The sequence below is a fragment of the Nocardioides sp. T2.26MG-1 genome, from assembly GCF_950101795.1.
Classification (GTDB): domain Bacteria; phylum Actinomycetota; class Actinomycetes; order Propionibacteriales; family Nocardioidaceae; genus Nocardioides.
The window spans coordinates 1-12,007 of the sequence record NZ_CATNLZ010000004.1; the positions used below are offsets into that span (position 1 = coordinate 1).

Sequence of the window (12,007 nt, forward strand, 5' to 3'; positions counted from 1 at the left end):
ATCGGGACCGGCCGGCCATCGCTCAGACCGTGACGTACGGCGCGAGCTGCGCGAGGGTGGCGTCGCCGATGCCGTCGACCTCGAGCAGCTCGTCGACCGCGGTGAACCCGCCGTGCTCGTCGCGCCACGTCATGATCGCCTGCGCGGTGACCGGGCCGACCTGCGGCAGCGCCTCGAGCTCGGCCTGGGTGGCGGTGTTGAGGTTGACCAGCGGCCCACCGGGCGCACCCGGGGTCGGCACCGCGGCGGCGACGACCCCGGACGGTGGTGGCTGACCCACCACGATCTGCTCACCGTCGACGAGGACGCGCGCGAGGTTGAGGCCGGTCAGGTCGGTGCGGGGCCGTGCTCCGCCGGCGGCCTCCAGCGCGTCGACGACGCGGGCGCCGTCGTCGAGCACCACGATCCCGGGGCGGCGGACCCGGCCGGCGACGTCGACCGTGACGCTCGCCCCGGACGCGGACGCGGACGCGGCGGCGTCGGCAGCGACCGGGGAGGCGTCGGCCAGCGGGCTCTGCGTCGCCAGCGCCGCCGTCGTCGGCTCGAGGGCCGGCGCCTCGAGCCGGTCGGCGTCGCCGCGCACGACCCACCAGCAGGTGACACCCAGCCCGAGCGCCACGACGAGGGCCACGACCGTCAGCTGGGCGGGGCCGAGCAGCACCCGGCCGCGCAGGGTCGGCGGCACCAGCGCCGCCACGGACCGTGGCGCGCCCGGCCGGCGGGCCGCGTGCCGGCCCGGGACCGGCACCACCGGTGGCGCCGGCGGTGGCTCCGCCTGGGGAGGTGGAGGCGGCGGGAGCGGCGGGCGGTCACCGGTCAGCTCCGCGCTCAGCAGCGCGAGCCGGCGGGTGACGGCCTCCTGGTGCTCGGGGCTCGGTCGACGATGGGCCATGCGGCGACGCTAGGCAGCGGCGCGGACCTTCGGGCGGCGCCCGTCGACCCGTTGTGGACGACGGTGCCGCGAGGGTCGCTGTGGACGAACCGTGGGCTCTCCCAGCAGTGGCCCGACGGTGGGCTCAGAGCCGGGGGGCCACGCAGACCGCGATCATGCCCGGGCCGACGTGCGCGCCCAGCACCGCGCCGAGCTCGCCCGACCACACCTCGCGCCCCTCCAGGTTGGCCTCGAGGCGGTGCCCGAGCCGCTGGGCGAGGTCGGCGGCCCGGTCGGCGTTCGCGAGGTGCCCCACCCACACGTCGACGGGGCCCTCCCCCGCCGCCTGCACGGCGAGCTCCTCCAGTCGGGACAGCGCGCGGGCCGACGTACGCACCCGCTCGAGTGACGCCACGACGCCGTCCTCGATCTTGAGCAGCGGCTTGACCGACAGGGCGCCCCCGAGCAGCGCCGCGGCATGGCCGATCCGGCCCCCGCGGCGCAGGTACTCCAACGTGTCGACGTAGAAGAGCGAGGCCGACGCGGCGGCGCGGGCCCGGGCCGCCTCGGCGGCGGCGTCGGCGTCGCCTCCCGCGGCCAGGACGTCCGCGGCGGCGAGCACGGCGAACCCGGTCGCCACCCCCACCTGCCGGGTGTCGACCGGCACCACCCGCACCGACGCGTCGCGCGCGGCCAGCTGGGCGGACTCGAACGTGCCGCTCATGTCGCCCGACAGGTGGACCGACACGATCTCGGTCGCCCCGTCGCGGGCCGCCTGCTCGTAGACCTCGAGCAGCGCGGCCGGGCCGGGACGCGACGTGCTGACCGGCTTCCACTCCTTGAGCGCGGCGGCGACCAGGTCGGGGGTGGCACCGTCGGCGCCCTCGTCGTACACGGTCGCGCCGATCACCACCTGGAGCGGCACGACCACGACCCCGTGCTCGGCCGCCACCTCCGGTGGGAGGCTGGCGGTCGAGTCGGTGACGATGACGACCGGCATGTGGGCGAGGGTAGTGGTCTCGACGACCTCGACCACCGAGCGGTCACCGCTCGACCACCTGGCGGTCACACGACGACGTTGACCAGCTTGGGTGCCCGGACGATCACCTTGCGCACCGGGCGCCCGTCGATCGCCCGGACCACCGCGGGGTCGGCCAACGCCTGCTGCTCCAGGTTGGCATCGCTGATGTCCGGCGCCACGTCCAGGCGCGCACGCACCTTGCCCTGGATCTGCACGACGGCGGTCACCGACTCCTCGACCAGCAGCGCGGGGTCGACCTCCGGCCAGCCGGCCCGGGCCACGGTGGGCTCGTGGCCCAGCCGCTCCCACATCTCCTCGGCGACGTACGGCGCGACCAGCGACAGCAGGACCGCCACGGCCTCGGTGGCCTCACGCACCGCAGGGTCGTCCGGACCGGCGCCGCTGTCGATCGCCTTGCGGGTCGCGTTGACCAGCTCCATCACCCGGGCGACCATCACGTTGAACCGGTAGGACTCGATCATCTCGGCCGCGTCGTGGACCGTCCGGGCGGTGACCCGGCGCAGGGCGATGTCGCCGTCGGCCGGCGCGGCGCCGACCGGCGAGGTGACGTCGCCCGACAGCCGCCACGCGCGCTGCAGGAACCGCAGCGACCCGGCCGGCGACATGTCGGCCCAGTCGATGTCGTCCTCCGGTGGGCCGGCGAAGACCAGGGTCAGGCGAACGGCGTCCACTCCGAACTCCGCAAGTTGGTCCCCCAGACTGACGCCGTTGCCCAGCGACTTGCTCATCTTCCTGCCCTGGTTGATGACGATGCCCTGGTTCAGCTGGGACGCGAACGGCTCGTCGACCTCCAGCATCCCCATGTCGCGCAGCACCTTGGTGAAGAAGCGCGCGTACAGCAGGTGCAGCACCGCGTGCTCGACGCCGCCCACGTAGATGTCGGCGGGCATCCACTTCTTGGCCAGCTCGGGGTCGAACGGACCGTCCTCGTAGCGCGGCGAGCAGAAGCGCAGGAAGTACCAAGACGAGTCGACGAACGTGTCCATCGTGTCGCTGTCCCGCTTGGCGGGCCCGCCGCACGTCGGGCAGGCGACGTCGACCCAGTCGGAGGCCGCGGCCAGCGGTGAGACGCCCTTGGGCTTCAGATCGGCGCCCCGCAGCTCCGGCAGCTCCAGCGGCAGCTGGTCATACGGAACGGCGACCTCGCCACAGGCGTCGCAGTGGATGATCGGGATCGGCACGCCCCAGTAGCGCTGGCGGCTCAGCAGCCAGTCGCGCAGACGGAAGTTGACCGCACCCTCGCCTGAGCCCTGCTGCTCCAGGAAGGCGATGGTCGCGCGCTTCGCCTCGTCGACCGCCAGCCCGTTGATGTCCAGCGGCGAGTCGACGCCGGGGGCGGGCGAGTTGATCGCCGGTCCTTCGCCGTGGAACGCCTCGCCCTCGAACCCGTCGGGCGTCTGAGTGGTGCGGACGATCGGCAGTCCCATCTCGGTGGCGAACTCCCAGTCGCGCTGGTCGCCACCGGGGACGCCCATGACGGCGCCGGTGCCATAGTCGGCCAGCACGTAGTCGGTCGCCCACACCGGGATCTGCGCGCCCGTCACCGGGTTGGTGGCGGTGACTCCCAGGTCGACGCCCGTCTTCGGCCGGTCTGTCGCCAGCCGCTCGATCTCGGTCTCCTTGCGGATCTCCTCGCGGTAGGCCTCGAACGCCGCCCGCTGACCGTCGGTGACCAGGTCGTCGGCCAGTGCCGAGTCGACCGCGACGACCATGAACGTGGTCCCGAAGATCGTGTCCGGCCGCGTCGTGTAGACGGTGATCGGATCCGCGCGCCCCTCGACTGCGAAGTCGACGTGGGCGCCCTCGGAGCGGCCGATCCAGTTGCGCTGCGCGGTGACGACGCGGGCCGGCCAGGTCGGCTCCAGGTCGTCCAGGCAGTCCAGCAGCTCCTGGGCGTAGTCGGTGATCTTGAAGTACCACTGGGTCAGCTCGCGCTTGGTGACCTCGGCGCCGCAGCGCTCGCAGCGACCGTCGACGACCTGCTCGTTGGCCAGCACCGTCTGGTCGTTGGGGCACCAGTTGACCGGCGAGGACTTGCGGTAGGCCAGCCCGCGCTCGCGGAACTTCAGGAACAGCCACTGGGTCCAGCGGTAGTACTCGGGGTCGGAGGTGTGCAGGCGGCGCGACCAGTCGAAGGAGATGCCGTACCGCTTGAACGACTCGTACTGCGTCTCGATGTTGGCGTAGGTGTACGTCGCGGGGTGCTCGTCGTTCTTGATCGCGGCGTTCTCCGCGGGCAGGCCGAAGGAGTCCCAGCCCATCGGGTTCATGACCTCGTAGCCGCGCTGCCACCAGTACCGCGCGATCACGTCGTGCAGCGCGGTGACCTCGGCGTGACCCATGTGCAGGTCGCCGCTCGGGTAGGGGAACATCGTGAGCGCGTACTTCTTCTCCCGCGGGGAGTCGTCGTCCGCACGGAACGGGTCCAGCCGCTCCCACACCGGCAGCCACTTGTCCTGGACCGCGCGGACGTCGTACGCCGCGGCCTCGGCCTGCTGCGGGGACTCGGGGGCCTGCTGGGTGTCCTGCTCGCTCATCTCGTCTCTCTCACGATGGGTGTCGGGGGTCTGCTCCGGGCACAAAAAAGCCCCTCGGGCACGAGGGGCAGCCGCGTCGGGATGGTGCGCTCGACGCGGCTAGGTAAGGAGCAGGGTCCTCCACATGCAGGCAGGATACCCCTCCCCGGCCGGCTGGCCACAGCGGTCGGCGGACGGGGAGGGGCTCGCGTCACTCGTTGACGAGCACCGGCACGCCCACGGCCGCCGAGGCGACCCGCCCGGCGTACCGGCTCGGGGCGACCACGCGGAAGCTCTCGAGCTCGGAGGGGGTCCCCTCGTGCTCGGCGTGCGCGGCGGCCTCGTCGAGGTGGTACGTCGCGCGGCCGGTGCCCAGGAGCTCGCCGCGCGCGTCGTAGAAGCCCGCGAGCACCTGGAGCTCCAGGACATCGCTCACGTCGCTGGTCACGTGCAGGCGGCCGCTGACCGCGCCGTTCTGGAGCTGCAGCCGGCCGAGGGTGAAGCGGTCGTCGAACGGCCCGGGGACGACGCCGACGGTGCCGGGGCGAGGTGCGGCCTCGGCGAGGCCGGGCAGCCGGGGCTCCCCGGTCGCGGGAGCCAGCCCGGGCAGGTCGGTGCGGGCCACCGTGGCGGGGTCGGGAAGTGCTGCGGCAGCGGCCGGATCGTCGGACCGGGACCAGCCGACGGCCAGCCAGGTGACGGCCACCGCCGCGGCGAGGACCGCTCCGACGAGGGTGACCCGGATCTTGGTGGTCATGGAGTTGCTCCTGATCGGTGGGCACGGGCGGGGGCCGGTCGGCCCCCGCCCGTGCTGGAGTGCACTGGACGCCTGGACCTCAGGAGGTCAGGTGGAGTGCGCGCCCGACGATGCCGAACAGGTCGGTGTTGTCGATGCTGTCCGCGAGCCGGCTCGAGCCCGGGCCGTACGCGAAGACCGGCACGTCGGCGCCGGTGTGGTTGCCCGACAGGTAGCTGAGCCAGAGGCTCGCGTCGGGCGACCCGTCGGTGACGCTCGCCGGGTCGTCGGGCGTCCGGAACGTCGCGGGAGCGAAGTTCTTCGGGTCGGCGCTGCCGGCACCGTTGATGATCCCGCTCGACCGGACCGGGTCCTTGGCGCCGGAGCCGCGGGTCGGGGTGGAGTTGTTCGCGGTATTGCCGCTGTCCACGTTGCCCGGCGGGGTGGCCGCCTCGGCATTGGTGTAGGAGCCCTGCTCGATGATGTTGAAGCCGGCGCACTCGTGGTCGGCGGTCACGATCACGAGCGTGTGGCCGTCCTTCTTCGCGAAGTCCCGGGCGACCCGGACCGCCTCGTCGAACGCCTTCATCTCCTCGAGCGTCTGGGCGGCGTCGTTGGCGTGCGAGCGCTTGTCGATGAGCGCGCCCTCCACCTGGAGGTAGAAGCCCTTCTTGTTGCCCGTGGACAGCAGCTGGATGGCCTTCTTGGTCATCTCGGCGACCGAGGGCTCCTGCGCCTGCACCGAGGCGGCGTTCTCCCGCTTGTACTTCTCGATCGTGAGGTTGCCCTTGTTGAAGAGCCCGAAGACCTTCCTCCCGCTCGCCGCGGCCAGGTCGCTCCGGGTCGCCACGGCCTGCGAGGCCGGGGACCCGAGGACCGCGTAGCCCTGCTTCTTCAGCGCGGCCTCGTCGGCCGCGTCGAAGCGGGACAGGCCGCCGCCGAGGATGACGTCGGCGGTCCCGTTGCGGGCAATCTGGTCGGCGATCGGCGTGACCCGCACGTCGGTCGTCGGCAGCGCCGAGCCGGTGATCTCGGTGTTCTGGCAGGCCGCCTCGGAGTACGTCGGGCCCTGGCAGCCGCGCAGCAGCGCGTGGCTCATCTGGCCCGCCGGGGTGGCGTCGGTGATCTCGGCGGTGGACACGTTGCCGGTCCGCAGGCCCGCCTTCTTGGCGTACTCCATGATCGTCGGCACGACCTTGCCCTTGGCGTCGACGCCCAGGGCCGCGTTGTAGGTCTTGACGCCCGAGGACCAGGCGGTCGCGGCGGAGGCCGAGTCCGTGACGTAGTTGGGCGCGAAGTCGGCCGCGCCGGGCTGCCCGGAACCGGGCTGCACCGCGTAGGTGCTGACCTGGCCCACGGCGGGCAGCGACTCCATGACGAGCTCGCCGTCCGCGCCGTAGTACCGCTCGCGCGCCGCGGTCACGTGCGTGCGGCCCATGCCGTCGCCGAGGAGGTAGATGACGTTCTTGATGTCGTTCTTGCCGGGCTTGGCCTCGTCACGGGCGTCCGTCGCGCTGGCGACGCCCAGGCTGCCGAGCACGGTCGAGGCGACCGCGAGGGCGAGCAGGGCCGTGGTGCTGGGTGCGGGTCTCCGCATCAGAGAATCCGTCCTTCCGGTGATGGGCGCCGAGTGCGCCCACGCGGAGGCTAGGGACGCCACGCCAATGCCGGCGGCCTCCTCCGTGTCCTGCCGTGGACGCAGGGGTGAACAAACGGTCGGCAGCCCTCTAGGGTGTGCGCCGTGAGCGGACCGCGGGTCGTCGTCATCGGAGCAGGGTTCGGCGGGCTGGGCGTCGCCCACACCCTCAGGCAGGTGGGCGTCACGGACGTGACGGTCCTGGAGCGGGCCGACGACGTCGGCGGGGTCTGGCGCGACAACACCTACCCGGGCGCGGCGTGCGACGTACCCTCCCCGCTCTACTCCTGGTCGTGGGCCACCAACCCCGACTGGGGCCGCCGCTACTCCCCGCAGCCCGAGATCCTCGACTACATCCGGCGCACCGCGGCCGACGACGGCCTGCGCGACCTCGTCCGCACCGGCGTGGAGGTCTCGGCGATCGAGTACGACGACGCGACATCGACGTGGCAGGTCACCACCGACACCGGGACACTGACGGCCGACCTGGTCATCCCGGCGGTGGGCCAGCTGTCCAAGCCGGTCATCCCCTCGATCCCCGGCGCCTCCACGTTCACGGGCCCGGCGTTCCACTCCGCCCAGTGGCGCCACGACGTCGACCTGACCGGCAAGCGGGTCGCCGTGGTCGGCACCGGCGCGAGCGCGATCCAGTTCGTGCCCGGCATCGTGGACCGGGTCGGCTCGATCACGGTGTTCCAGCGGTCCGCGCCGTACGTCGTCCCCAAGCCCGACCAGGCCTACAGCCCGCGGCACCACCGGCTGTTCCACCGGCTGCCGGCGATCCCGGCCGGCGAGCGCCGCTTCGTCTACTGGCTCACCGAGCGCCTCAACGGCGCGCTGGCCGGCGAGTCGCCGATCACCCGGCCGATGATCGCCGCCCTGCGCGCCGCGTGGCGGCTGCAGCTGCGGCGCCAGATCCACGACCCCGAGCTGCGCCGCAAGCTGGTGCCCGACTACCCGATCGGCTGCAAGCGGCTGCTGTTCTCCAACGACTGGTACCCCGCCCTCGACCGCGACCACGTCGAGGTGGTCACCGACCGGATCACCGGCATCGAGCCGGCGGGCGTCCGCACCGCCGACGGCGAGCTGCACGAGGTCGACGTGCTGATCTGGGGCACCGGGTTCGCCGCGACCGAGTTCCTCGCGGGCATCGACGTCCGCGGCGCGGGCGGCGTCTCGCTCAAGGAGGTGTGGGCCGACGGCGCCCGGGCCCACCTGGGCCTGACCGTGCCCGGGTTCCCCAACCTGTTCTGCGTCTACGGCCCCAACACCAACCTGGGCGGCAGCTCCATCATCGGGATGATGGAGGCTCAGGCGGGCTGGATCGCCCAGGTCGCGCGCCGGGTCGCCGACGGCGCCGCGCACCGGGTCGCCGTCCGCCGCGACGTCTGGGAGGCCTACGACCGGGAGATGCAGGGCCGCCTCGGCGAGAGCGTGTGGGCGGCGTGCGACAGCTGGTACGTCGACGGCACCCGGATCACCACCAACTGGCCGGGCCTGGTCACCGAGTACAAGCGCCGGACCGCCACCGTGGACTGGAGCGAGCTCGAAGAAGTGGGCGCGACGACGCAATAGTCACCTCGGGCGGTTCTCCGCGCTGATCCGGGTCATGCGGGACCCCCGGGGTCTGTCTTTTGCTGGCGTTCACCCATCCCCTCCAGAACGGTGGACCAGCTCATGTTCAGCAGACTCATGTCCCGGATGACCTACGCGAACGTCGCCAGCACGACCGCCCTGGTGCTGGTGATCGGCGGCGGCGGCGCCGCGGTGGCCGCCAGCATGCTGCCGGCCAACTCGGTCGGGTCGCGCCAGATCGTGAACAACTCGGTGAAGAGCCCCGACCTCAAGAACGGCGGCGTCAAGAGCGTCGACCTCAAGGACGGCGGCGTGTCTGCTGTCGACCTGGCCGACGGCGCCATCGACCGGGCGAGCCTCTTCGGCACCGGTGACCTCGGCATCGTGCGCGCCTACGCGTGGAACAGCTCCCCGAGCGCGAACGCCGACCTGACCAACAACGGCTACACCTACAATCGCTCCGGCGGCCCGGTGAACGTCACGCACAATGGCGCGGGCAGCTACACGATCACCTTCGCCGGCCTGAACCTCAACGGAGGCAACGTCGTCGTCTCCGGGTACGGCGGCAGCCCGACCTGGTGCACGGTCGGCGGCTGGAGCGACAGCAGCGTGAGCGTGCGCTGCTTCGACGCCGCCGGCGCCCCGACCGACAGCTACTGGACGATCTCGGCGAGCGACTGAGCGAGCCGAGCAGGACCGGCCGGCGGGACGGGGGCCCGCCGGCCTCGGCGCTACCGGTTCCCGGCCGTCCCGAGCGCCTCATCCAGGTGGGCGAGCAGGTCGGCGGGGTCGGCGTACACCGCCACGGCGCCGGCGTCGAGCAGCTCCTGGCGGCCGTAGCCCCCGCAGAGCAGCCCGATCGTCGGGATCCCCTGGGCGTTCGCGGCCTCCACGTCCCACACGGCGTCGCCGACCATCACCGCACGGCCGCCGCCGACCTTCGCCAACGCCTCGTCGAGCAGCTCCGGGTCGGGCTTGGACTCGTCCGCGTCCTCGCCGGTGGTCCAGTCGTCGGAGCGCTCCCTGGCCCGGAGCAGCTCCAGCGGCCGCTCGGCGTGCTTGGGGATGCTCGAGCTGGCCAGCACGACCTTCAGGCCGGCCCTCCCCACGGCAGCCAGCAGCTCGCGGGCCTGCTCGAACAGCTGGGTCTCGTCGATGACCTGGTCGTACTGCTTCTCCCACCGCTCGCGTACGGCGTCGCCGTGCTGCTCCTCGACGTCGTCGCCGGCCACGGCGGCCACGAGACGGTCGCCGCCCATGCCGATGCGGCGGTGGATCGCCGCGACCGGCACGTGCCGGTCCAGCACCTGCTCGAAGGCCCGGGACCACGCCAGCGCGTGATGGTAGTTGGAGTCGAGCAGGGTGCCGTCGATGTCGAAGACCACGGTGTCGAACGAAGCCATGTCCCGTCGGTGCCCGCTCCCCCGGCGGGCATGCGCCGGCCGGGGGCCGGCCCCGGCGCGGGGGGAGGGCGAGGAGGGAACCCCGGCTCGTGGGCGACGTCGGCCGCCGTAGGGGCCTCAGCCCGCCGGCGTGACCGCCTGGGCGCGGGCCCAGCGGTAGTCGGCCTTGCCGGAGGGCGACCGCTCGACCAGCGGCACCCGGATCACCGCCTTGGGGATCTTGTAGCGCGCGACGTGCCGGCCCGCCTCGTCGAGCAGGTCGGCATCGGTGGCGGTGCTGCCCTCGGCGAGCTGCACCACCGCGACCGCCTCGCTCCCCCACCGCTCGGAGGGCCGGCCGACGACCACCACGTCGCGAACGTCGGGGTGGCCGGCCAGGGCGCGCTCGACCTCCTCGACGAAGATCTTCTCCCCGCCGGAGTTGATCGTGACCCCGTCGCGGCCCAGCAGCTCGATCCGGCCGTCCTCGAGGTAGCGGGCGCGGTCGCCGGGGATCGCGAACCGGACGCCGCCGATGACGGGGAACGTGCGCGCGGTCTTGTCCGCGTCGCCGAGGTAGCCGAGCGGCACCCGACCCCGCTGCGCGAGCCAGCCCCCGCCCTCACCGGGCTCCAGCACCCGGGTGAACAGGTCGTCGACGACGGTGGTCGCCGCCACCGGCGTGAACGTCGCGGTGTCGGCCTCCATCCCCCTCAGCGACATCGAGCTCATCTGCAGCCCGGTCTCGGAGGCGCCGGCCGCGTCCATCACCACGATGTGCGGCAGCGCCTCGAGCAGCCGGGCCCGGACCCCGGGAGTGAGCGGGGCGCTGCCGTTGTTGACCGCGGCCAGGCCCGACAGGTCGTAGCCGCCGCGCTCGATCTCCTCCACGAGCGGCCGCGCGACCGCGTCGCCGACGACCGGGATGCTGATGACCCGCTCGCGCACCGCGGTGCGCAGCGCGTCGGCCGGGTCGAAGCGGCGCACGTCGTCGGGCAGCACGATCTTGCCGCCGCCGGTGATCACGTGGAACGTCGACCACTGCGCGGCGCCGTGCATGAACGGCGGGATCATCAGCAGGGTCATGCCGCCGTCACCCGCACGGGCGGCCTCCGCGATCGCGTCGTACGACGTGAACGGCTCGGACGTCCCGAACGGCGTGCCGCCCATGGACGTCACGAAGATGTCGTCGTTGCGCCACAGCACGCCCTTGGGCATGCCGGTGGTGCCGCCGGTGTAGAGCACGAACAGGTCGTCGCCGCTCTGCTCGGGCATCCCGCCCGCGGGACACGGCGTCCACAGCAGCGACTCGTAGTCGAGCGCGCCGGGCAGCAGCTCGCGCCCGGACTCGTCGGCGACCTGCACGAGCAGCTCGAGGTCCGGCAGCCGGTCGCGGACCGCGGCGACCTGCGGCGCGAACTCCGCGTGGTAGACGAGCGCCCGGGTGCGGGCGTCGGTGAGGAGGTAGAGCAGCTCGTCGGTGACGTACCGGTAGTTGACGTTGAACGGCGCGACCCGGGCGCGGTAGCCCGCCACCATGCCCTCGAGGTACTCGTTGCCGTTGCGCAGGTAGAGCCCCAGGTGGTCCTGCCCGGACTCGTGACCGGCCAGCTCGCTGCGCTCGGTGCGGCAGCCCAGACCGTGCGCCACCAGTGCGTGCGCGAGCCCGTCGACCCGGGCGTTCAGCTGCGCGTAGGTCAGCCGCCGGTCGCGCCAGACGAGCACCTCCTGGTCTGGCACCGCGCGGGCCACGGCGTCGAAGACCGCCGCGAGGTTGAAGCCGTCCGGGCCGGGTCCGGGCATGGGTCCGCCTCACTGGAACAGGTTCTTGTCGCCGCGATGCTATCGGGTCCGCGTCAGACCGGAAGCCGGTCCGCGCGCTCGTCCACCAGCTCGGCCGGCGCGGAGAGCCGCCACGCCTCGAAGACCAGCTCGGCGAGCTCGTCACGCTCGACCTTCTCCAGGTGGACGACGACCCAACCGAAGCCGTACGCCGTGAACTGCACCTCGAACACGTCGGGCCGCTCCCCGACCAGCGCCAGCTGCTCGGCGATCGTCTGCTTCAGCCCGACCGTCACGGTGCGCTCCCACAGGTACCCGAAGCGCTGCCCCCGGACGTCGAACTGCGACCACCGGGTCCGGTCGGTGCGCTCCACACCCGGCAGCTGCGCGACCAGGCCCAGGAAGTCGTCGATGGCGCTCACCGGTCGATCCTCCCGGAATCACACTCCCGACGTCACCTGTTGTTA

General features: G+C 72.8%; 10 protein-coding genes. 2 read left to right on the forward strand and 8 right to left on the reverse strand.

All coding sequences use genetic code 11. The features are described 5' to 3' along the window. Window positions 1-22: 22 nt before the first annotated feature. From QQZ14_RS06295 to QQZ14_RS06315, 5 genes are all read right to left on the reverse strand, one after another. Entirely contained in the window at window positions 23-892 is an 870-nt protein-coding gene (locus QQZ14_RS06295; RefSeq protein WP_284533372.1) for a ComEA family DNA-binding protein, read from the reverse strand. Window positions 893-1,016: 124 nt separating this feature from the next. Continuing rightward, window positions 1,017-1,871 carry a DegV family protein gene (locus QQZ14_RS06300; RefSeq protein WP_284533373.1) on the reverse strand — a complete coding sequence of 285 codons (855 nt, stop codon included), beginning with the start codon at window positions 1,869-1,871 and terminating at the stop codon, window positions 1,017-1,019. Between the two features lie 65 nt (window positions 1,872-1,936). Beyond that, a complete protein-coding gene (gene leuS, locus QQZ14_RS06305) occupies window positions 1,937-4,450 on the reverse strand; it encodes a leucine--tRNA ligase (protein ID WP_284533374.1) in 2,514 nt (837 codons plus the stop codon). A 190-nt stretch (window positions 4,451-4,640) separates the two neighbouring features. Then, window positions 4,641-5,186 carry a hypothetical protein gene (locus QQZ14_RS06310; RefSeq protein WP_284533375.1) on the reverse strand — a complete coding sequence of 182 codons (546 nt, stop codon included), beginning with the start codon at window positions 5,184-5,186 and terminating at the stop codon, window positions 4,641-4,643. 79 nt (window positions 5,187-5,265) lie between these two features. Next, window positions 5,266-6,762, reverse strand: a complete 1,497-nt coding sequence (locus QQZ14_RS06315) for an alkaline phosphatase (protein WP_284533376.1) — start codon at window positions 6,760-6,762, stop codon at window positions 5,266-5,268. Window positions 6,763-6,906: 144 nt separating this feature from the next. On the opposite strand from QQZ14_RS06315, the gene QQZ14_RS06320 reads away from it, so the two are divergent. Next, complete coding sequence (locus QQZ14_RS06320; RefSeq protein WP_284533377.1) at window positions 6,907-8,376, forward strand: flavin-containing monooxygenase; 1,470 nt, start codon at window positions 6,907-6,909, stop codon at window positions 8,374-8,376. Window positions 8,377-8,478: 102 nt separating this feature from the next. Then, entirely contained in the window at window positions 8,479-9,057 is a 579-nt protein-coding gene (locus tag QQZ14_RS06325) for a hypothetical protein (protein WP_284533378.1), read from the forward strand. A 50-nt stretch (window positions 9,058-9,107) separates the two neighbouring features. Here QQZ14_RS06325 and QQZ14_RS06330 read toward each other — a convergent pair whose 3' ends face one another. From QQZ14_RS06330 to QQZ14_RS06340, 3 genes are all read right to left on the reverse strand, one after another. Next, the gene (locus tag QQZ14_RS06330) at window positions 9,108-9,779 is read right to left on the reverse strand and encodes an HAD family hydrolase (RefSeq protein WP_284533379.1); all 672 of its coding nucleotides are present in this window, start codon (window positions 9,777-9,779) and stop codon (window positions 9,108-9,110) included. 117 nt (window positions 9,780-9,896) lie between these two features. Next, on the reverse strand, window positions 9,897-11,561 hold the full coding sequence (locus QQZ14_RS06335) for an acyl-CoA synthetase (RefSeq protein WP_284533380.1): 1,665 nt from the start codon (window positions 11,559-11,561) through the stop codon (window positions 9,897-9,899). Window positions 11,562-11,614: 53 nt separating this feature from the next. Next, the gene (locus QQZ14_RS06340) at window positions 11,615-11,962 is read right to left on the reverse strand and encodes an MmcQ/YjbR family DNA-binding protein (protein ID WP_284533381.1); all 348 of its coding nucleotides are present in this window, start codon (window positions 11,960-11,962) and stop codon (window positions 11,615-11,617) included. Window positions 11,963-12,007 lie beyond the last annotated feature (45 nt).